Origin of the sequence: Lautropia dentalis (assembly GCF_003892345.1) — a bacterium.
GTDB classification, from domain to species: Bacteria; Pseudomonadota; Gammaproteobacteria; order Burkholderiales; family Burkholderiaceae_E; genus Lautropia; species Lautropia dentalis.
Window position 1 is genome coordinate 1077738 of the sequence record NZ_RRUE01000002.1, and the last position, 21234, is coordinate 1098971.

Consider the following 21234-nt stretch of genomic DNA (forward strand, 5'->3'; position numbering starts at 1 on the left):
CGGATGGGCTTCTGCAGCAACCGTCCCCGGCCGGTGCCTCTTCTCCTTTTCATCCAGCGTGACTTCTGCCTGACCGATGTTTGACATCAGCCTGATGGAGATGCTGATCGTGGCCATCGCTGCCCTGGTGGTCATCGGTCCGGAACGCCTGCCCGGCGTGGCACGCCAGGCGGGGCAGTGGGTCACGCGCATGCGGCGCTACGTCGACGACATCAAGTCCGACTTCAGCCAGCAGATGGACCTGGCCGAACTCAAGAGCATCAAGAGCGAGGTCGAGGATTCGGCCCGCAGCCTGCAGAGCGGTCTGCAGGACACACTCGATACCGCCCGCTCTTCCTTCGACAGCCTGTCGTCGTCCTTCGACACGCGTTCCACCAACTACATCCCCGAAGGCCAGACGCTGGACGGGCAGGGCACGCGGGCACTGGCGGCGCCGGATGGAGCCGTGGGCGATGCCGCCGCACGGTCGTCCGCGGGGCCGGATGCCCTGGCCGATGGACAGACCTATGGGCAGGCTGGGCATGATCCGGCACACCGCCGCGTCGCTTATGGTGGCGAAAACCCCGGCGACGGCACCCTGATCGGCGAGGGCAGTGGCGTGCACGATGACTGGGGCTACGACAGCGTGCCCGATGTCCCGACGGGTCACGCCTCCTCTCCTGATTCCGAACGCCTGCCACCCACCGACTGGGACAAGGTGTACGAAGACCGGCGGATGCGCCAGCGGCTGAAGGATCGCCGCATCGAGCGCGAGCTGGAGCGTGGTTTCAAACGTCCCCGTTTCCGCGTGGAGCGCTGATGGCCCTGTTCGGCAAGAAAAAACAGGCGCAGGCGCCTGAAGAAGAAAACTTCATCTCCCACCTCACCGAACTGCGCGACCGCATCGTCCGGTCGCTGCTGGTCATTCTGGTGCTGTTCGGCTGCTGCTTCTACGTGGCTCCCGAGCTGATGAAGTTCCTGGCCGAGCCGCTGCAGCAGGCGCTGCCGGCCGGCTCGCAGGCCGTGTTCATTGCCGGCGAGGGCGCCTTCTTCACCCTCACCAAGATGTCGCTGCTCACGGCCGTGCTGTTCTCGCTGCCGTGGGTGCTGTATCAGGCGTGGGCCTTCGTGGCGCCCGGCCTGTATGCGCACGAGCGCCGCTTCGTCGGCCCGCTGATCGTCCTGTCGGTCATCTTTCTCGTGATCGGCATTGCCTTTGCCTACTGGTTCGTGTTGCCGGTGGCCTACAAGTTCTTCTTCTCCTTTGCCGAGAAGACTGGCGCCGGCGTCATGCAGGACCTGCAGCGCTACTGGGACTTCACCCTGTCCATCTTCTTCGGTTTCGGCCTGGCCTTCCAGGTGCCCGTGGTCGAGATGCTGATGATCAAGCTGGGCATGGTCTCGGTAGATGATCTGCGCCAGGCCCGCCGCTACGTCATCGTCGGCGCCTTCGTGGTGGCCGCCGTGCTCACCCCGCCGGATGTGCTGTCGCAGTTCATGCTGGCCATCCCGCTGATGCTGCTGTACGAGCTGGGCATCTTCCTGGGCGGCTTCCTGTCGGCCCATTCCCGCGCACCAGACGACCTGCCGGACGACCCGTCGGAAGAGGGAGCGCTGGTGCCGTCCGAATCGCAGCCCCCGCAGGCGGCGGCGTCGCAGGAACCTGCTGCAGCTTCGAAGCAGGATCTGTCACAGTAAGCTGCAGCGGTATCCGGTCGCGCTTTCCCTTTTTCGCAGGGATGCAGGCCCCCACCGTAGCGCAGCCAACAAAACCCTGCCATCGATGCCATCGGCAGGGAGGCGCCCTGCCTTTGACGGGTTTTGTCAGCCCCGCTCAGTCCCGCCGCCGCTGGGCGGCGTTTCCTTCGGCATTGTTCCGCTGCGCGGCCGTCAGGTCCGGCCGTGTGCCGATGCGGATGGGCAGCTCGATCTCGTCTCCGTTGCGCAGGAAGCGGAAGCGCACCGTCGATCCCGGTGACAGCCGGGCAATGGTGTTGAGCACCTGCGTCGTGTCCTGCACCGGCGTGCGGTCGATGCCGATCAGCACATCGCCCGTGCGCACGCCGGCCTCCTCGGCCGGGCCATGGCGCATCACCCCGGCGATGATGGCGCCCTTCTGCTGCGTCTGCAGCTGCAGCGCATCCACCAGTTCGGGCGTCAGATCCTGCGGCTCCACACCGATGTAGCCACGAATCACCCGGCCCTTCTGGATGATCTGCTGCATCACTTCCTGCACGATCGACACCGGAATGGCAAAACCGATGCCCAGCGACCCGCCCGAGCGCGAGTAGATGGCCGTGTTGATGCCCAGCAGCTGCCCGTGCACATCCACCAGCGCCCCGCCCGAATTGCCCGGGTTGATGGCCGCGTCGGTCTGGATGAAATTCTCGAAGGTGTTGATGCCCAGTTGCGTGCGCCCCAGCGCCGAGATGATGCCCATCGTCACCGTCTGGCCCACGCCGAACGGATTGCCGATGGCCAGCACCACATCCCCCACGGCAATGTCGTCGTGGCTGGCAAAGCCGATGGCCGGCAACCCCTCGCGATCCACCTTCAGCACGGCCAGATCGGTGTCGGGGTCGCTGCCGATCAGGCGTGCCTTCAGCCGCTCGCCGCTGGCCAGAATCACTTCGATCTGCGTGCCGTCGCCCAGCACGTGATGGTTGGTGAGGATGTAACCGTCACGGCTGGCAATTACGCCAGACCCCATGTTGTCGTCGGGGTTCTCCTCTTCCTCATCCTCTTCGCGCAACGCACGCGGTGGCTTGCGCCGGCTGGCCGGGGTGTCGCCCGCGCCCTCATCCACCGTGGCTGCCATGCCGTCGTTGTGCGCGGCAATGCTCACTACGGCAGGTGTGGCCCGGCGGGCCGCCTCGCTGTACGAAGAGGCGGCTGCCGCCCGCGTGCGCAGGTTGCGGGCATCTGGCTGGGCGCGCAGGCTGCCATCCTGCGCGCCCGCCGGGGGCAGGGGAAGCCGCCCGCCGGCAGCATCCGGCGCTGCAGCGCCAGGTGCGGCGCCCGGGCCGCGCGTGGCATCCGTGCCCGGCCAGGCGCCGCCGTCTGCCGGCGTGCGACCGGCGGGATTCCTGCCCTGAAGGGTGCTTCTGCCTGGCGCAGCGGGCGCGCGGTCCGGCCCGGCGGCACCTGCCGCCTCCTCCGTGCCTGCCGCGGCACCCATACCTGCAGCGCCCGTGCCTGCTGCGGCCCCCGTACCCGCTGCGCTGCCCGTGCCTGATGCGGTGCCTGCCCCTGCTGCCGGGCCTGTACCCTGGCGGGTGGGGGGATCGTCGAAGGTCAGCGGGCCGATGGGTACGGAGGGCGTCGCCGGGGCTCTGGTGCCCGGCCATGGCGGAATGGTGCCGTCGTCGGCCAGTCCGGCCGTTGCGTCATGCAGTTCCTGTTCGACGGCCGTGGCCAGCGGCGCCACCCCGTGCCCCGGTATCCAGTCGGGCCGGAACGTACTGATGGCAAAGATGGCCGCCACGGCAACCGTGACGCCCTGTGCGAACAACAGCCAGAGGCGCTTCAGCATGCGGCCCCACCCGTTCTGTTATGCTGCGGCGCAGACTGCCCGCCGCAGATGGTTTGCTGAATGGAAACCGGAAACGGCCGGACCTGCAGCGCACCGTACTGCAGGCTGTGCGGCATGCCATGCCCCGGTACCGAACGCAGGCCATGCTCTGGCACCGAATGCAGCAGGCCATGCGGCGCGGTACACCCCGGTAGCGGACGCAGACCATGCGGCACGGTGCGTTCCGGCATCGGACATCGCGCCATGGTGCTGCAACGCAGGCAGGAACGGACGCGGCCCCCGTGTGTGCGAACACAGGGCCGGCACGAACGAACACGAGCGAGCCCGCCGGGCTTCAGGGAGATGAATGAATGGTGCATGTTTCCGGCGCAGTGGCCACCCGGGCACTGCTGGATCATCTGGATGGGCTGTTGCGCCCAGCCGTCATCAAGGATTATTCCCCAAACGGGCTGCAGGTGGAAGGCAAGGGTGAGATTTCACGCATCGTCTGCGCCGTCACGGCCACCCGCAACGTCATCGATGCGGCCGTGGCGCGCGGCGCCGACGCGCTGATCGTGCATCACGGCTATTTCTGGAAAGGCGAGGATCCGCGCATCACCGGCATGAAGCGCGAGCGGCTGGCGCGGCTGCTGAAGGCCGACATCAACCTCATCGGCTATCACCTGCCGCTCGACGTGCATCCGGATCTGGGCAACAACGTGCAGCTCGGCCTGCAGCTGGGCTGGCCGGTGCAGGGCTGGGGCGGTGAAGTGGTGGGCGGACAGGGCATCATCGGCTGGCATGTGCTGGATACGCCCATCGACAGTGCCACGCTGGCTGCCCGGGTGGGCGAACGGCTGCAGCGCGAGCCGCTGCTGGTGGGCGATTTGTCGCGCCCGCTGAAGAAGATTGCCTGGTGCACCGGCGGTGCGCAGGACTTCCTGCAGGACGCCATCGACCTCGGTGCCGATGCCTTCATCAGCGGCGAGATTTCCGAGCGCACTACCCACCTGGCCCGCGAGGCCGGCGTGGTCTATGTGTCGGCGGGCCACCATGCCACCGAGCGCGGCGGCATCATCGCACTGGGCCAGCATCTGGCCAGCACCTTCGGCCTGCCCGTCGAGTTCGTGGACGACCCGAATCCCGTCTGAAGAAGCCAGCAGGGCGCAAAAAAAGCCGGCGGGGCGGCAGGCGGGGTGCCTGCACGGCCGAGCCGGCTTGGAAAACAGGCCAGCGGGACGACCACCGGCCTGCCTGGAAGGGCGGATGCGCCCAAGCGGGGGGCCCGGCGCCTCCTGTCCCTTCCCGGGGACAAACGGCATGAATCAGGCGCGGCCTTTCTTCAGCTCGTCACGGATTTCGCGCAGCAGCACCACGTCTTCGGCGGGGGCGGCCGGCTTGGCTTCTTCCTGCTTGATCACGGCGTTCTTGGCCTTGTTGAACACGTTGACCATCTGGAAGATGATGAAGGTCAGAATCAGGAAATTCAGGAAGATGGTGATGAAGTTGCCATAGGCCAGGATGGCCACGCCGGCCTTGTTGTAGGCCTCGTAGGTGTGGGGCAGACCTTCGGGAATCTTGGTGGTGAGGGGGAGGAAGTAGCTGGAGAAGTCCAGGCCACCGAAAATGGCACCGACGAGCGGCATGATGATGTCCTTCACCATGGAATCGACGATTTTGCCGAACGCGCCACCGATGATCACACCGACGGCCAGATCGACGACGTTGCCTTTCAGGGCAAAATCTCTGAATTCAGTCAACATGGACATGACTACTCTCTCCTGGCGAGCTTGTTTGCGCCTCCCTGTTCGTACAGGCGGGGCGCGGATGGTTTGTGTTGAGAAGGAACAGGAATTATCCCCGTTCACGGGGGGTGAACGCAAGCGCTGCGGCCTGCAAAACTGCTGTAATTACGCTGGTTTGCCCCGGAAAGCTTTAAAGCTTGCTGCAGATTTCTTTAAATTGCGTGGCACTGGTGCCGCATGACGGCAAACCCGGGGCATGCTGCCCGCCTGCCAGGTGTCCGTCCGGTGCCGGCTGTTCCGGATGAGGCAGGGGCCGTGCAGGGCGCTCAGGGGGTCCGGCTCCGGCGCGGGTGGCATTTCTGCCCGCATTCCCCCTGTCTGCCGCCTTCGGCCACCCGTCCTGCCCATTGTGGGGGTATCTGCCGCCTTTCTGATTTTCGTCAAAGATACCCGGGGGGGCGCTGCCTATACTCGGCCGAATCAAGGCTGCCGGTGCGCCCAGCGCATCCGCACAGGGCCGTTACGAACGTTCGAACGTAGTTTCCCCAAGAGGTCTTTCCAATGGCCGATACGCTGCCAAAGACACCCATGGATCCTTCCCGCCGTGCCGCGCTGGTTTCCACCTGCGTCATCGGCTGCGCGGGGGCTGCCGGCGTGGCTGTTCCGCTGGTGAGCACCTTCCAGCCTTCCGAGCGGGCCAAGGCTGCCGGTGCGCCGGTCGAGGCCGACATCGCCGGCATGGCGCCGGGCGAACTGCGCCGGGTCGAGTGGCGCGGCAAGCCGGTCTGGCTCATCCGTCGCACCCCCAAGATGCTGGAGTCCCTCAACGAGACCCAGTCCCAGGTGCTGGACCCGGACTCCGAGAACTACTACCAGCTCCCCACGCCCGAATACGCCAAGAACCAGCACCGCTCCATCAAGCCCGAGTACCTGGTGGTGGTGGGCATCTGTTCGCACCTGGGCTGTTCGCCCAGTGAACGGTTCACCCCCGGGGCACAGCCCTCGCTGCCCGACAACTGGGCCGGTGGCTTCCTGTGTCCCTGCCATGGCTCCACCTTCGACATGGCGGGTCGGGTATTCAAGAACAAACCGGCCAACGCCAACCTCGACGTTCCCCCCCACAAGTACACGTCCGACACCACACTTCTCATCGGTACCGACGACACCACGGGCTGACCGTCGCAAGACGCCCGCACCGACGGGCGCAAGGCATGGGGGAGATGTGCCGGCCAATGGCACTGCCCCTGTTCAGGATTTCGAACCGCGAATAGCAGGATAGCTTCATGGCAGCAGAGAAAAAGGTCGACACGACGGGCCTTCTCGGGTGGATCGACCACCGGTTTCCGGCGTCCGTCCTCTGGAAACGGGACGTCGCCGAGTACTACGCGCCCAAGAACTTCAACTTCTGGTACATCTTCGGCTCGCTGGCCATGCTGGTGCTGGTCATCCAGATCGTCACCGGCATCTTCCTGGTCATGCACTACAAGCCGGACGCCGAAAAGGCGTTCGCCTCGGTCGAGTACATCATGCGTGACGTGCCCTGGGGCTGGCTGGTGCGCTACATGCACTCCACCGGCGCCTCGGCCTTCTTCATCGTGGTGTACCTGCACATGTTCCGCGGGCTGCTCTACGGCTCGTACCGCAAGCCGCGCGAGCTGGTCTGGCTGTTCGGCTGCATGATCTTCATGGCCCTGATGGCCGAAGCCTTCTTCGGCTACCTGCTCCCCTGGGGCCAGATGTCGTACTGGGGCGCCCAGGTGATCGTCAACCTGTTCTCCGCCATCCCGGTCATCGGTGAAGACCTTTCCATCTGGATTCGCGGCGACTACGTCGTGGGCGACGCCACGCTGAACCGCTTCTTCTCGTTCCACGTCATCGCCATCCCGCTGGTGCTGCTGGGCCTGGCCGTGGCGCACATCATCGCGCTGCACGAAGTGGGCTCCAACAATCCCGACGGCATCGAGATCAAGGCCAAGAAGGGTCCGGACGGCCATCCGCTCGACGGCATCCCGTTCCACCCGTACTACACCGTGCACGACATCTACGGTGTGGCCATCTTCCTGTTCATCTTCTCGGCAGTCATCTTCTTCGCTCCCGAGATGGGCGGCTACTTCCTGGAATACAACAACTTCATTCCGGCCGATCCGCTCAAGACCCCGCCGCACATCGCGCCGGTCTGGTACTTCACGCCGTTCTACTCCATCCTGCGTGCCACCACCACCGAGTTCCTGTACTACGGGCTCACCCCCTTCCTGCTGGTGCTGCTGGCCTTCATCCTGAAGTCGGCCCGCTTCAAGGCTTCCAAGATCATCGGTGCCGTGGTCATTCTGGGCATGCTGGGTGGCTTCCACCTGCTGGATGCCAAGTTCTGGGGCGTGGTCGCCATGGGCGCCTCCACCCTGATCTTCTTCTCGCTGCCCTGGATCGACCAGAGCCCGGTGAAGTCCATCCGCTACCGGCCCACGTGGCACAAGGGCTTCTACGCCGTGTTCGTGGTGGCCTTCATGGTGCTGGGCTACTTCGGTGTGCAGGCGCCGTCGCCCGTCGCCGAGCGCCTGTCGCAGCTGTGCACGCTCATCTACTTCGGCTTCTTCCTGTTCATGCCGTGGTGGACTCAGGTCGGCACCTTCAAGCAGCCGCCCGAGCGCGTCAACTTCAAACCCCACCACTGAACTGGCAGACAGCGAGAAACGCATGAACACTTCCGCTCTTATCCGTCGTCGCTTCGGCCTGGTGGCCACCGTCATCGCCTGTGCCCTGTCGGCACCGGTGGTGGCGTCGGAAAGCGTGCACCTCGACAAGTTCCCCACCGAAAAGATGCAGAGCATGCCCGCCCTGCAGGACGGTGCCCGGACCTTCGTCAACTACTGTCTGAACTGTCACAGCGCATCCATGATGCGCTACAACCGGATGAAGGACATCGGCCTGACCGATGAGCAGATCACCGACAGCCTGATGTTCACGGGTGGCCGGGTGGGTGACCTCATGACGGTAGCCCTCCGTCCGGCCGATGCCAAGGCCTGGTTCGGCGCGGCGCCCCCGGATCTGTCCGTCGAGGCCCGCGCCCGTTCCTCCGAATCCGGCACTGGTGCCGACTGGATCTACACCTACCTGCGCAGCTACTACCGTGATGGTTCGCGCGAGACGGGCTGGAACAACGCCGTCTTCCCGAACGTGGGCATGCCCAACATCCTGTGGCAGTGGCAGGGCATGCGCGGTGCCACCGAAGAGCGCATCGCCCCCGTCACCGACGAGGAAACCGGCAAGCAGACGGGCTGGACCAAAACGGTCATCAACTACGACATTCACGGCAACAAAACCGAGAAGGTCGAGAAGATCGAAGGCGACGATCTGCACGAAGGCACCCACTTCCAGCTCGACAAGCCGGAAGGCGGCACCATGACCCAGGCCGAGTTCGACGACAAGGTGGGCAACCTGGTGGCCTTCATGAAGTTCATGTCCGACCCGAGCGCCTCCACCCGCAGCCGTCTGGGCATCTGGGTGCTGCTGTTCATCGGCGTGTTCATCGGCTGTGCCTGGTGGCTCAACCGCGAGTTCTGGAAGGACGTGAAGTAAACGTCAGTGACACACACGAAGGGCACCGGTTCCAGCCGGTGCCCCTGCAGCCAGCCATCGCCCCAGGGGTGGTGGCCTGCAGATGGATGCTGGAGGGAGGGGTGGCGCAGCGATGTGTCCACCCCTTTGCCTTTTGCGGCATCCGGGTCTGCAGCCATTGATTCTGCAGTCCTCTGGCTCATGCGGTGCTGTGGCTCATGTGGCGTCAGGCGTTTTGTATTGTGCAATTTTCTGGGCTTTTGGCGGGCGCCGTGCTATCTTGCGGGCCCCGCCCCTTATTTTGAATCAGGAGAACCCGTCCCATGATGGTGCTCTATTCAGGCACGACCTGCCCCTTCAGCCAGCGCTGCCGTTTCGTGCTGTTCGAGAAAGGCATGGACTTCGAGATCCGCGATGTGGATCTGTACAACAAGCCCGAAGACATCTCGATCATGAACCCCTACGGACAGGTGCCCGTACTGGTCGAGCGGGACCTGATTCTGTATGAGTCGAACATCATCAACGAGTACATCGACGAGCGCTTCCCGCACCCGCAGCTCATGCCGGCCGACCCGGTCATGCGGGCGCGTACGCGGCTCTTCCTGTTCAACTTCGAGCGTGAGCTGTTCGTGCACGTGCAGACGCTGGAGCGTCGCGACCACGACAAGGAAACCGCCCGCACCATGGAGCGTGCCCGTCAGCAGATCCGCGAGCGCCTCACCCAGCTCACGCCCATTTTCGTGAAGAACCGCTTCATGCTGGGCGACGAATTCTCGATGCTGGACGTGGCCATGGCCCCGCTGCTGTGGCGCCTCGATCACTATTCCATCGAAATGCCCAAGTCCGCGGCCCCGCTGATGAAGTATGCCGAGCGCATCTTCTCGCGTCCGGCCTACATCGAGGCGCTGACGCCTTCCGAGAAGGTCATGCGCCGCTGAAAGTGTGCCCGGCACGTCCATATCATCATCCCGATTTCCCCGGAGCCTGCCCGATGGCCGAAATCTCCCCCAAGCCCTACCTGATCCGTGCCATCTACGAATGGTGCAGCGACAACGGCTACACGCCCCATCTGGTGGTGAAGGCGGGTGGCCGCGCGCGACTGCCCATGGCCTATGTGCGCAACGGCGAGATCGTGCTCAACGTCTCGGCCACGGCCACCCACGGGATGCAGATGGACAACGACACCATCTCCTTCCAGGCACGCTTCGGCGGTGTGCCCGAATATGTCGTGGTGCCGGTGGACAACGTGATGGCCATCGTTGCCCGTGAGACCGGCTTCATGCTGCCCTTCGGCGTCACCATCGAAGAAGAGGGCGATGGTGCCGAAGATGACGACCATCTGGTCGACGATGAACACCCAGTTACGGGCAAATCCGGCACGCCGGCAGCGCCCGGTGGCCAGGGTGGCGAAGTCCTGAGCTTCAACCGCCCCGGTCGCAGTGGCCGGCCCAGCCTGCACGCCGTGCCATCGCCGGCAGCTTCACCGTCCAGTGCTGCGGATGCACCGGATGGTGCAAAGGGCAGGCCCGTGACCGACTCCTCTGGCGAGGCATCTGCTTCCCCACAGGTGGATGATGCATCGCCCGCCAAACCCGCTCGCCCGCGTCGCAAGCCGACCTCCACGACGACCGTGCCTGAAGCGCTCAGGCTCGAACCATACGGGCCTGAAGCGACCAGGCCTGAAGCAGACAAACCCGGAACCACCAAACCCCGTACCCGTTCCTCCAGTCGCACCGCGAAGGGGAACACGTCGGGCGCAGGGACTGCGGCGGGCGGACGGGCTGCACGGGGAGAAGGTGCGGCACCGGAAGAGGGGGGGGCACCGGAAGAGGGGGGGGCACCGGGCAAGCGAACCGCATCCGGCAAACGGACTGCGCCGGCCGAAGGGGGCGCGCCTGCAACCGGCGCAAAACCGGCCAAAGGTGCCGCCTCCTCTGCCAAAGATGCAGCCCCGGCCAAAGGTGCCTCTTCCACCAGAGATACAGCCCCGGCCAAAGGTGTCACTTCCACCAGAGGGGCGGCCTCCACCAAAGGCGCCGCGCCGGGCAAGGATGACCCGGACAGCCAGCCGCCAGACTCACCCGCTTCGTCCACGCCTCCGGAGCCGCCCACCCCGCCGGGGCGTGGTCGTCCGTCCCTGAAGCTGATCAAGTAGTTTGCCCTCACGCGGGCAGGGGAGGCAGGCAGCGGGGCAGGTCATCGCAGGACAGGACGAGGGCGCCTGGACGAGGGCAGGGCACAAGACAGGACATCGTCCCGGCAGGCCCATTTCGCAGGTTTTGCGTGAGCTTGCCCACACGAGCGGATTGCCTGCTAGAATGCCCCCCGCATGGCGCTGCCATGTCACGGTTTCCGTGGCCGCTTTAGCTCAGTTGGTAGAGCAACCGCCTTGTAAGCGGTAGGTCGTCAGTTCGAGTCCGACAAGCGGCACCACCCCCTTTCCACACGTTCCGGGCGCGCAGCCTGCGCCCCGGAAGTGGTTCCCCCCGTTCTGCCGCCGGCTCCGCCGGGTCGAGGGGCAGACCATTTCTGGGCCGGGTCGGGCGCCCCTGCTGCGCGCCTGCGGGTTCTCGGGCATAACCTGTATCTGTACCCGATGGATCATCCCGCAGAGGCCCCGTCTTCTTCTCCCGCCCCGTCCGGCCACGCATCCGGCCAGCAGCCATCCGGGTCACCGGGCACCCCTGATGCCCCATCTTCCCGAGGCGCTCCCGGCGCCCGGCCAGAAGCGGCCGCGCCCAGCACCGAACATCGCCTCAAACGTTCCCTGCGTGCACGTCACCTGTCGATGATCGCCATCGGCGGGTCCATCGGTACCGGCCTGTTCGTCGCTTCCGGCGCCACCATCTCGCAGGCCGGGCCGGGTGGCGCCCTGCTGGCCTACGGCCTCATCGGCCTGATGGTCTACTTCCTCATGACCAGCCTGGGCGAACTGGCCGCCTACATGCCGGTCTCCGGCTCCTTTGCCACCTATGGCAGCCGCTATGTGGACGAAGGCTTCGGCTTCGCCCTCGGCTGGAACTATTGGTACAACTGGGCCATCACCATTGCCGTGGACCTCGTGGCCGCACAGCTCGTCATGGCCTACTGGTTCCCCGACGTGCCGGGCGTGGTGTGGAGTGCCATTGCGCTGGGCATCATGTTCCTGCTCAACGTCATCTCGGTGAAGGGCTTTGGCGAAGCCGAATACTGGTTCGCCGCCATCAAGGTCACCACCGTCATCATCTTCATCGCCGTGGGGCTGGCCATGATCACCGGCATCCTGCACGGCACCGACCGCGCCCACACCTTCTCCGAACATCTGGCCAACTGGTCGGTGGGCGAGGCCCCGTTTGCCGGCGGCTTTGCGGCCCTGATCGGCGTGGCCATGGTGGTTGGCTTTTCCTTCCAGGGCACCGAGCTGATCGGCATTGCCGCGGCCGAATCGGCCGATCCGGGCCGGAACATCCCCCGGGCCGTGCGGCAGGTGTTCTGGCGCATCCTGCTTTTCTACATCCTGGCCATTCTGGTCATCAGCCTGCTCATCCCCTACACCGACCCTCGCCTGCTGCGCAACGAAGTGGGCGACGTGAGCGTCAGCCCCTTCACCCTGGTATTCGAGCGGGCAGGGCTGCTGTCGGCCGCCGTGCTGATGAATGCCGTGGTGCTCACCTCCGTGCTGTCGGCCGGCAACTCCGGCATGTACGCCTCCACCCGCATGCTCTACACGCTGGCCAGCCAGGGCATGGCCCCGCGCATCTTTGCCCGGGTGTCGAAGCGTGGCGTGCCCGTGTACGCACTGATGGCCACCACCGTCGTGGCGGCCCTCTGCTTTGCCACCTATCTGGCCAGCGCCGAAACCATCTACCTGTGGCTGCTCAACCTGTCGGGCATGACCGGATTCATCGCCTGGCTGGGCATTGCGGTGTCACACTACCGCTTCCGCAAGGGCTACATCGCCCAGGGGCGCAACCTGGCCGAGCTGCCATATCGTGCCTCGTTCTTCCCGATCGGCCCGGTGTTTGCCTTCGTGCTGTGCCTGATCATCACGCTGGGCCAGAACTACCAGGCCTTTATGGAAGAGCGCATCGACTGGATCGGCGTGGTGGCCACCTACATCGGCCTGCCCGTGTTTCTGGGCATCTGGCTGGCCTACCGGCTGATCAAGGGCTCACACTTCGTTCGCTATCGGGACATGAAGTTCGATAGTGAGGATGATTGATATCTGAAATTGCCGGCAAGCGTATCCGCTTATTCTGGCATCAGGTTCGGCAGGCAGCTTCCCGGGCAGATCACCGCTCGGCCGGCACCAGTCAACCACTGGTGCGTGTCGCTGAAGACACAGAAGTGTTGTTATCCAACAATGCGCCCCATCGAGAAACTCGCTGGGGAGCGAAATCGTGTCGGGCGGAAAGTCATGGTTCGGTGGGGCGCAGCCGGTGGTGGCATCGGCGGTGCTGGGCCTGATGGTGGGGGCCTGCGGGGGTGGTGGCAGTGACGAGCCGTCGGTGGGCCTGCACCCCCGGCTGGGACAGGGCAATGCGGCCGAAATCCGTGCCGAATATCAGGCCCTGGGGCTGGCACTGCTGCCCGAAGACAAGGGAACCCTTGGCGCGGCTGCTGTTGGCCTGAATGTTGCTGCCCGGCAGGGAAGCAGCTCCGTTGTCCAGGGAGGCGCCGCTGCTCCTGAAGCTGCTGCTGCGCATGACGTTTCTGCCGGCGAGGAAGGCGCTTCATTGCGTGCTGCCAGTGATTCTGACGGCATGCAAGCCGCACCTGTTCCGGCCGCCGCCGCCCTGACCATCAAGGCAGAAGCTGCTGTTGCATCGTTGTCTTCCCCGGCTGCTTCCGCGTCCGCTCCATCACAGTCCTTTGTGCAGCCTGCCGTACCGCTGTATCGCGGCGAGACGCTTTACATGGCCGATGCCTCCGCCAGCACGGCCGGGGCGCCCCAGGCCGAAGTGACCGACAGGGCCGCCCAGGCGGTGATCGATGCCGCCCGCTATCACCTGCTGGCCCAGCGTGTGGTCAAGGCCGTGAACGAGGCACGTGCCCAGGCGCGTACCTGTGGGGATGTCTCGTACCCCGCCGCCCCGCCGCTGCGCTGGAACCCGCAGGTGGCCTACGCGGCGCTTCTCGAATCCGAGTGGATGCTGGCCAACAACAAGTTCAGCCATGGCTGGGACGATGGCAAGTACGTCTGGCACCGCTTCGAGATGGTGCACTACGCCTGGTCGCAGGCCGACGAGAACATCGCTGCCGGCTTCCGGACCCTGCCTGAAGCCATGCAGGCCTGGATCGACAGCCCCTCGCACTGCAAGGCCCTGATGCGCGCCGACATTCAGGAGGTTGGCCTGGCCGTGGTGCCGGGCACGGCCCAGACCCAGTACGGCTCGTACTGGACCATGGCGCTGGGCACGAAGCGCTGAAAAACGGAACAGGCCGCCCGAAATGCTGGCAGCCTGTTTCGCGCTGGAGGCCCAGCGGCCCGGCGAGCCACGGTGACTTCTTCACCCGGTGCTCTCCCGGCAGCGATTTGCGTCACGCGGTCGATACGCCATCTGGTGTTCGCGCCGCCAGCGGATTGCGTGCGCTGTCAGTCCTCCGTTCGTTGCTCACCCAGCAGCACACTGGCAATCAGACTGCTGATGACGCTGTAGAGCACGGCTGCCAGCACCGCCCACCAGAAGCCGGTGATGGTGAAATCGTCCACCAGCCGGGACGTGACCCAGAACATCAACCCGTTGATGACCAGCGTGAACAGCCCCAGCGTCACCACGTTGACCGGCAGCGTGAGCAGCAGCAGCACCGGGCGGATGAAGGTGTTGAGCAGGCCGATGATGAGCGCCACCACCATGGCCGTGCCGAAATCCTTGATGTTCACGGCGGCCAGCAGGTAGGGCAGCAGGAAGATGGCAGCGGCATTGATCAGCCAGCCGAGCAACAGTCTCATGAATGCGTTCTCCCACACGATGTCGTTTGAATGCGCTCATGATACCGTGGTGCGCGCGACACAGTGAGCCCTCCATGTATTGACCTGCTGCAGGGTCGAATCCCTTGACACTATCCAGTAATAAGGAGCGGTGTCCCGGTGCACGGAGATGCCAAAAGGTTCCCGCTGCGTAAAAAACTGCGTGGTGTATCTCAGGGCAGGGCTCTCTGGGCGGCGCATCCCAAGGTAGAGCATCCCGGGGAAGAACATCCCGGGACAGACTGAGTCCCCAGGAACTGCTTATATCCAGCGGCGTGTGCGCTGGCAGAACTGCTCCCAGTCTTCTCCAAACTTTTCCGCCAGCACACGCTCTTCCGGTGCAATCTGGAAGCGGTTGATGAACGCCACATACGCCCAGATGCCCAGCCACGGCGTCAGCTGCCCCAGCCACAGTGCCCAGGCGGCCAGAAAAAGCGCCATGCCCAGGTACATCGGGTTGCGCGTGAAGCGGTAGATGCCGCCCGTGACCAGCGCCGAAGTCCGTTCCGGCCGGTGCGGGTTGACCGTGGTGCGCTGGCGGGCAAAGGCGAACACGCCAGCCATGCCCGAGAAAAAGCCCGCCGCTGCAAGAGCCAGGGCCGCCCCGGTGGAAACTGCCTGGGGCAAGGGCAGGGCCACCAGCGGCAGCCAGCTGGCCAGCAGCTTCATCAGGCTGGCGCAGAGCAGCATCACGATGGGCGGGTGGAGTTTGAGTTCCATGATGTCGGGTTGTGATGTCGGGTTGCCTTATGGTTTTCCGAAAGTCGATGGTCTGGGGCAGGGGAAGTGTCAGTTTGCTGTTTATGAAACCAGTAGTTGTTGCATAATTGGTGGCATATAAACAACGCTGCAAGAGACGTCAGATGACGACTGTTCGTATCCCCAACTGGAATCGCGCGGGTGTGTTGCCACCTTTCATTCCGTCCCGTCCTGTCAGCCAGGATCGCTCGCCTTACCGGGTCACGCTGTCAGACCTGATCGAGCACTTTGGCACAACGCCAGCACGCCGAAAGATTCTCGCGGGGTTCCTGGGATTCCGGGCGGCCCTGCACGATATGGGCTTTGTTGACGGCTTTCAGTGGCTCAATGGTAGCTTTACCGAACGGGTTGAGCAGTCACGGCTTCGCCGGCCTCCTAGGGATATGGACGTTGTGACCTTTGTTCGCAGGCCTCCGGCATTCAAGCCGGCGGAGCACCATCGCTATCTGTTTGATACGGACGCGGTCCGGGCACGTTTCCTGACAGACAGCTACTATGTGGCGCTGGATACGCAGAGCCAGGAGGAGCTGGTGACAGTCTGCACTTATTGGTACAGCATGTGGTCCCATCGCCGTCGGGATCTGCTCTGGAAAGGTTTCCTGCAGATCGATCTTGGGCCGGGGCAAGATACCGTAGCAAGAGAAAGGCTGGCATCGCTGGACGCATTGGGAGGGCAGTCATGAGTTGTGAAGAGCGCTTGAACCTGTTGTCGGAGCGCGCCCTTTTGCAGGAGATGCTGGCCGGGCTTTCGGCAGATGCATGGATGAGCCGCCTGGGGTTCGAATCCCGTATACGTGATATCGATGAACAGCTGGCCAGCATGCCGGAGAATCAGCCAGAGCCTGTCAGGGCCATCCTTGCTTTCGGCGGTCAACCGGTTGTGGACGAGTCCGGCATGGCTGCCGATTCTGGTCTGAAGGCCATGGGCTGCTTCGTTGAACTGGTTGCTGCCGTGGGCTGGTCTCTGGCGTCCCGGGCCCAGGGCCACCCGGTGTGGGACCCCAGTCAGCTCCTGATTACCGGTGTTGTGACCGAGCCCTTTGGCTTCGTGATGCAGGAGCGTATCCCCGGATCGTTGCCGCCTGAAGGTGAGAGTCTGGTGGCCATGGCCATGGCACATACCCAGCGTCTGCTGGAGGCGGTGGCTGGTGATAGCGATACATCGGCTGGTGTCGTATCAGGGTTTTCCCCCTATGTTGTTGAAAAGCTCAGGGAATTTTTGAGCGTGCTTGTGGGGAGCGGGGCCGTGGCCACGCTGGAATATGAGGGCAAGCATACTGGCTTCGAAAGTGTGGTTCAGGTGAGCCGCAGCCTGAAGCGTTTGACGGACCTACAGATGCCCAGGGAGGGCAGTGCTGTGCCGCTGGAGGCACGTTTATCGGCCTGAAGAGGGCGACGGGGGGCGATGGTGCCCCCCTCTCAGCTGTCAGCGTGGATTGCATACTGGTACAGCATGTGGTCCCATCGCAGGGACGGATCGTGGAAAGGGTTTCTTCAGCTGGATCTGCATCAGGCACGTGATGCCGATGCGCGAGAGTGGTTGATGCTCAATGCAGGAGAGGTGCAATCATGAGTCGGGAAGAACGCATGCAACTGCTGGCGGAACGTACGTTTCTGAAAAGGCTGATGGAGCGGACACCCGCCAAGGCACGCCTGACAATAATGAGCGACAAGCACCGGTTGCGGCAGATCGAGGAACGTCTTGCCAGCCTTCCTCCGCCCTGCTGCGGCCGGGCTGATTCCCGTTGTTCGCAACGCGTCAAATCAATCTGCTGTTGCTGTCAACTGGCTGATGGATTTGACGGCAAACGAGAGTGATCCCGTCTATATGCACACCGGAGAAACGGGTGGATTTTCATCCCTCTGTGTTTTTCAGCGCAAAAGCCGTCGAGGTGTGGTGGCACTGTCGGCGACGAGGGGCGATGGCATGGCACTCAACGCTGTTGCGGAACGTGCCATGGGAGGGAGCATCCCGGCTTGAAAATCCAGCAAGCAGGCTTTCGCCTTCCTGTTTGACCAGCGTCGGTGGTGACTTGTCAACCCTGCCCTGTGGGGCGACGGATATCAGACCGCCGCACCTCATGCTTTCCACTCATCCAGACCGGCCAGAAAGTCGTCCGCTGCAGCGTCCGTGAAAGCCCGCAGTCCAGAGTCGTCTTTTTCGGCGTCGGCAATCAGCCGGCTCTGGCGGCGGTATTCCTCATCGAAACCGGGGCGTCGGGTATCCGGTATCCAGATGAGCACTGGCCGCAGTCCAGCCTTTCGCAAGGCGAGGTGCTGCTCTTGTACTCGCTGGTTTATGGTCGGTGCCGGCATCTGTGGTCCCCATTTCCGCTGAGTGTACTTGATCGTTATCTCCTGAAGGCGTACCGCTGACCCGCTGAGTCCATGGCACACCCAGGGCTCCACAGGCGTGCCCCCGCCCTGTGGCGCTACCCCCAGACACCATCCACCCCAAAACACAAACGCCCCCATCCGGAGGCGTTCGAAACACGGCAACAGCCGCAAGGCCGAACCCCGCGGCCCGGCCCGTATTTCCATGGCCACGGCCCCAGCCACCGGGCCGGCGCCGTGTCATCAGGACATCAGAAGTAGTACCGCAGACCCACCGAGAACTCGTGGGCGTTGATGTCCTTGTCCATGTGGTTGTAGCGATAGCCGGCGTCCAGCGCCATTTCTTCGCTGAGCTTGTAGTTCACGCCCAGCAGCAGGCCCACGCCGGTTTTCGTCTTGCTTTGCGAGGACGAGAAGCGCTCGCCCGCGGCAGCGTAGCCGGCCGAGTATTTCAGCTTGTTGACGCCCAGACGGCCGCCCACGTACGGGGTGAAATCGCCACCCAGGTCGATGTCATAGATGGCGGACAGACCCAGGCTGTTGGCTTTCACGCCGGCGGTCTGGTTCACACCAGCGGCCGAGGTGTAGCTTTCCTTCATGTCCTTGTAGTGGGTGAAGTCCACCGCCACGCGCAGACCGTTGCCCAGCTCGTAACCGGCCGAGAGGCGGGGCATGAAGCCCGATTCCTTGTAGGAATCCTTGATCTTGCTGCCCACGTTGCTGACGCGCAGCTTGGTGTTGTCGTCCACTTTCAGGTGGCCCAGGCCGATGTCGCCCTGGATGTAGGCGCCGGTGGCTGCGCCAGCAGCAGCCGAGAAGGACAGGGCAGCAGCGGCCGTGATGGCCAGCAGGGTGGATTGGGTTTTCTTGCTCATGATCTTGCCTGAGTGTTTGTTGTGGTTCCATGGGGGAGAGCGGCTCTGCCTTCTGCCGTGGCTGCTGCCCGACCAGCATCCCTGCGGGTGTGTCCGTGGGACTGTCCGCGGGGGTATCCCCGTGAGGGCCGGTACCGGAATCAGCCTCTCCTGTCCTTTCCAACGCCCATCGATGGCCGGTGGTGGACAGAAGCATGGGGCATCGAGCCTGCATCAGATATTTTTGATGTGAATGGCTGGCAAGGGCGTCTGCCTTTGTCCTCCACCCGCACCGGCACGGTATCTGCTGCTCTCCTGCGAGTCCAGACTAGCACGGCGTCATCAACGAACCGTGAATAAGCCGTGCAAATAATGACACGACATGGTGATTCTGTGACTTTGCGCACGGTTTGGCCTGATTTATTTCGGGGGTTTGACAGACCTGTGTTGCGCTGTCGCCACGGCACAACATGATTCATGGATCAAATAATGATTCTGCTTTCTGTTCAGACGGATGGTTTCCTTTCTCTCCGCAGTATCCCACTGTGCCTGCCCTGTCTTCAGCAGCGTGCGACGGCTGATCCTCCTGGTCACGATGCCGGGATCACCGGTCACGATCACCGGAATGTGCAGTGGATCATGAAGGCCGGGGCCTGCCCTCCCGCACTGCCATGCTGGTCATCCGCGGGAACCCCGCTGATTTGTGACACACTTTGATTCTTTCTCATTTGGCCGGCTGGGGCCGGGGTACGTGATGAGTCTCTATTCGGTTTTCGTGGATGGGCAGGAAGGGACGACGGGGCTGCAGATTCATGAGTATCTGCGCCGGCGAACGGATGTATCGGTGTTGCGGATCGACCCAGCGCTGCGCAAGGATCCGGCCGAGCGGGCGCGGTTGCTGAACTCGGCCGACGTGGCCTTTCTGTGCCTGCCGGATGCCGCGGCGCGCGAGTCGGTGGCGCTGATCGGCAATCCGGCCACCTGCGTGATCGATACCAGCACGGCACACCGGGTGGATCCGGCCTGGGCCTATGGGTTGCCGGAGCTGGCGCCGGAACAGCGCGCACGCATCCGCGGCAGCAAGCGCATTGCCAATCCGGGCTGCCATGCCACGGCCTTCATTTTGGCGGTGCGGCCGCTGGTGGACGCCGGCCTGCTGCCGGCCGACTGGCCCGTGTCGGCCACCTCGCACACCGGTTATTCGGGCGGGGGCAAGCAGATGATCGCCCAGTATCGCGAGGCGCTGGCCGGACTGACGGCGGGGGCCGCGCTGGCCGGCCCGGCGGACAATACAGCGGGCATGGGCACGGTAGCGGCCAGCCGCGCGCTGGCCGGTGATGGGGCGGCGGCTGTGCTGGCGCCACGTCCCTATGCACTGGGGCTGGCGCACAAGCACCTGCCCGAAATGCAGCGCTACGGCGCGTTGGACAGGGTACCGCTGTTCATGCCGGTGGTGGGGCCGTGGTACAAGGGGCTGGCCGTGTCGGTGCCGCTGGACCTGGCCGCCATTCGGGCTGCCACGCGGGGACACCAGACCGCCATCGACCGCGCCGCCATTCATGCTGCTCTGGCGGCCCGCTATGCGGGCGAGCCGTTCGTGACGGTGCAGCCGCTGGCACTGGACGAAGCCGTACCGGGCGGCTTTTTCGATGTGCAGGGCTGCAACGGCACCAATCGCGCCGACCTGTTCGTGCTGGGCAACGACGATCAGTGCGTGCTGATGGCCCGCATCGACAACCTGGGCAAGGGCGCCAGCGGTGCGGCCGTGCAGGCCATGAACATCCACCTGGGCCTGGACGAGACGCTGGGGCTGGTGTGACTGTCTGACTTCTCAGGCTGTTTCAGCCCTGGACGCACTCACCCTGGTACCGCGGGTGCATGAAGGCAGATACATCGGGCATCGGAAGCGCCGGGATACAGCGATGCCGGCCGGCGCGCACGCCACGCGCCATCTCACCCGACATGTCGAGGCAGGAACGTTACGCAGCCTTGTTGCCTTCCGGAATGAGCTTCTGCAGCTCGCCCGACTCGGCCATTTCGGCCATGATGTCGGTACCGCCGATGAACTCGCCGTTGATGTAGAGCTGCGGAATGGTGGGCCAGTTGGAGTAGTCCTTCACGGCCTGGCGCACCTCTTCATCTTCGAGGATGTTGATGGTGACCAGCTGGCGGATGCCGGCGTTTTTCAGGATCTGGATGGCCTTGCCCGAGAAACCACATTGCGGAAACTGGGCCGTGCCCTTCATGAAGAGCACCACCGGGTGCTCGTTGACGGTCTGGTGTACGAATTCTTTGGCGTCCATGGTGTATAGGGTAGGGAAAGCGGTGAATGAAGTGCGGGCTGCCGGGCCCGGCCCAGCCGGTTGAAGCGGCAGGGCCGTTCTCCGGTGCTGCCCGTTGGGGAGTCCCGGCAACGGGCAAAGTGCGAAAGCATAGCAGGTGCGCGCCCCGCTGTGGCGGCCCGGGCGCCACGGCGGGGGCCGCCTCGTCTCGGACCTCTGCCAGGGGATGATGCACGCCGCAGCAGGCAACAGCCACATCGAGCCG

21 protein-coding genes and 1 tRNA gene are annotated in these 21234 nt (G+C 64.2%); 15 read left to right on the forward strand and 7 right to left on the reverse strand.

The features are described from left to right. Positions 1-76 precede the first annotated feature (76 nt). Together tatB and tatC are read left to right on the forward strand one after the other, a co-directional pair. Positions 77-799: a Sec-independent protein translocase protein TatB gene (gene tatB / locus EHV23_RS12330; RefSeq protein WP_125096338.1), complete on the forward strand. Its 723-nt coding sequence runs from the start codon at positions 77-79 to the stop codon at positions 797-799. Beyond that, positions 799-1677, forward strand: coding sequence for a twin-arginine translocase subunit TatC (tatC, locus tag EHV23_RS12335; RefSeq protein ID WP_125096339.1), 879 nt, complete (start codon positions 799-801; stop codon positions 1675-1677). Before tatB ends, tatC begins: the two co-directional genes overlap by 1 nt. 136 nt (positions 1678-1813) lie before the next feature. On the opposite strand, the gene EHV23_RS16650 is transcribed toward tatC, so the two are convergent. Then, complete coding sequence (locus EHV23_RS16650) at positions 1814-3511, reverse strand: S1C family serine protease (protein ID WP_420813060.1); 1698 nt, start codon at positions 3509-3511, stop codon at positions 1814-1816. A 350-nt stretch (positions 3512-3861) separates the two neighbouring features. Between EHV23_RS16650 and EHV23_RS12345 the strand changes: the two genes are divergently transcribed. After that, positions 3862-4641 carry a Nif3-like dinuclear metal center hexameric protein gene (locus EHV23_RS12345; RefSeq protein WP_125096340.1) on the forward strand — a complete coding sequence of 260 codons (780 nt, stop codon included), beginning with the start codon at positions 3862-3864 and terminating at the stop codon, positions 4639-4641. Positions 4642-4815: 174 nt separating this feature from the next. On the opposite strand, the gene mscL is transcribed toward EHV23_RS12345, so the two are convergent. Further along, positions 4816-5259, reverse strand: a complete 444-nt coding sequence (gene mscL / locus EHV23_RS12350) for a large conductance mechanosensitive channel protein MscL (protein WP_125096341.1) — start codon at positions 5257-5259, stop codon at positions 4816-4818. A gap of 549 nt (positions 5260-5808) precedes the next feature. On the opposite strand from mscL, the gene petA reads away from it, so the two are divergent. The 8 genes from petA (at position 5809) to EHV23_RS12390 (ending at position 14198) form a co-directional block, all read left to right on the forward strand. Next, positions 5809-6411 (forward strand): ubiquinol-cytochrome c reductase iron-sulfur subunit, encoded by a 603-nt coding sequence (gene petA / locus EHV23_RS12355; protein ID WP_125096861.1) that lies wholly within the window; start codon positions 5809-5811, stop codon positions 6409-6411. Positions 6412-6518: 107 nt separating this feature from the next. Beyond that, positions 6519-7907 carry a cytochrome b gene (locus EHV23_RS12360; RefSeq protein WP_125096342.1) on the forward strand — a complete coding sequence of 463 codons (1389 nt, stop codon included), beginning with the start codon at positions 6519-6521 and terminating at the stop codon, positions 7905-7907. 22 nt (positions 7908-7929) lie between these two features. Continuing rightward, entirely contained in the window at positions 7930-8811 is an 882-nt protein-coding gene (locus EHV23_RS12365; RefSeq protein ID WP_125096343.1) for a cytochrome c1, read from the forward strand. Between the two features lie 302 nt (positions 8812-9113). After that, positions 9114-9728, forward strand: a complete 615-nt coding sequence (locus EHV23_RS12370; RefSeq protein WP_125096344.1) for a glutathione S-transferase N-terminal domain-containing protein — start codon at positions 9114-9116, stop codon at positions 9726-9728. A 53-nt stretch (positions 9729-9781) separates the two neighbouring features. Next, positions 9782-10945, forward strand: coding sequence for a ClpXP protease specificity-enhancing factor (locus tag EHV23_RS16655; protein ID WP_203228994.1), 1164 nt, complete (start codon positions 9782-9784; stop codon positions 10943-10945). Positions 10946-11147: 202 nt separating this feature from the next. Beyond that, positions 11148-11223 (forward strand) — tRNA-Thr (locus EHV23_RS12380). A gap of 163 nt (positions 11224-11386) precedes the next feature. Further along, positions 11387-12991 carry an amino acid permease gene (locus EHV23_RS12385; protein WP_238990446.1) on the forward strand — a complete coding sequence of 535 codons (1605 nt, stop codon included), beginning with the start codon at positions 11387-11389 and terminating at the stop codon, positions 12989-12991. Between the two features lie 178 nt (positions 12992-13169). Next, positions 13170-14198 (forward strand): CAP domain-containing protein, encoded by a 1029-nt coding sequence (locus tag EHV23_RS12390; protein ID WP_125096345.1) that lies wholly within the window; start codon positions 13170-13172, stop codon positions 14196-14198. A 167-nt stretch (positions 14199-14365) separates the two neighbouring features. Here EHV23_RS12390 and EHV23_RS12395 read toward each other — a convergent pair whose 3' ends face one another. Next, positions 14366-14722 carry a phage holin family protein gene (locus EHV23_RS12395; RefSeq protein ID WP_125096346.1) on the reverse strand — a complete coding sequence of 119 codons (357 nt, stop codon included), beginning with the start codon at positions 14720-14722 and terminating at the stop codon, positions 14366-14368. A gap of 279 nt (positions 14723-15001) precedes the next feature. After that, positions 15002-15460, reverse strand: coding sequence for a methyltransferase family protein (locus EHV23_RS12400; RefSeq protein ID WP_125096347.1), 459 nt, complete (start codon positions 15458-15460; stop codon positions 15002-15004). A gap of 143 nt (positions 15461-15603) precedes the next feature. Here EHV23_RS12400 and EHV23_RS12405 point away from each other — a divergent pair, with 143 nt between their 5' ends. The 3 genes from EHV23_RS12405 (at position 15604) to EHV23_RS12415 (ending at position 17317) form a co-directional block, all read left to right on the forward strand. After that, positions 15604-16182 carry a DUF6932 family protein gene (locus EHV23_RS12405; protein WP_125096348.1) on the forward strand — a complete coding sequence of 193 codons (579 nt, stop codon included), beginning with the start codon at positions 15604-15606 and terminating at the stop codon, positions 16180-16182. Next, the gene (locus tag EHV23_RS12410; protein ID WP_125096349.1) at positions 16179-16886 is read left to right on the forward strand and encodes a hypothetical protein; all 708 of its coding nucleotides are present in this window, start codon (positions 16179-16181) and stop codon (positions 16884-16886) included. The genes EHV23_RS12405 and EHV23_RS12410 overlap by 4 nt, the downstream gene beginning before the upstream one ends. A gap of 182 nt (positions 16887-17068) precedes the next feature. Next, on the forward strand, positions 17069-17317 hold the full coding sequence (locus EHV23_RS12415; protein ID WP_125096350.1) for a hypothetical protein: 249 nt from the start codon (positions 17069-17071) through the stop codon (positions 17315-17317). Between the two features lie 261 nt (positions 17318-17578). Here EHV23_RS12415 and EHV23_RS12420 read toward each other — a convergent pair whose 3' ends face one another. Both EHV23_RS12420 and EHV23_RS12425 read right to left on the reverse strand, forming a co-directional pair. Beyond that, positions 17579-17815: an antitoxin MazE family protein gene (locus tag EHV23_RS12420; protein ID WP_125096351.1), complete on the reverse strand. Its 237-nt coding sequence runs from the start codon at positions 17813-17815 to the stop codon at positions 17579-17581. Positions 17816-18084: 269 nt separating this feature from the next. Beyond that, complete coding sequence (locus EHV23_RS12425; RefSeq protein WP_125096352.1) at positions 18085-18708, reverse strand: opacity family porin; 624 nt, start codon at positions 18706-18708, stop codon at positions 18085-18087. A gap of 733 nt (positions 18709-19441) precedes the next feature. On the opposite strand from EHV23_RS12425, the gene argC reads away from it, so the two are divergent. Continuing rightward, positions 19442-20506, forward strand: coding sequence for an N-acetyl-gamma-glutamyl-phosphate reductase (gene argC / locus EHV23_RS12430; protein WP_125096353.1), 1065 nt, complete (start codon positions 19442-19444; stop codon positions 20504-20506). 160 nt (positions 20507-20666) lie between these two features. Here argC and grxD read toward each other — a convergent pair whose 3' ends face one another. Continuing rightward, positions 20667-20990, reverse strand: a complete 324-nt coding sequence (gene grxD / locus EHV23_RS12435) for a Grx4 family monothiol glutaredoxin (protein WP_125096354.1) — start codon at positions 20988-20990, stop codon at positions 20667-20669. Positions 20991-21234 lie beyond the last annotated feature (244 nt).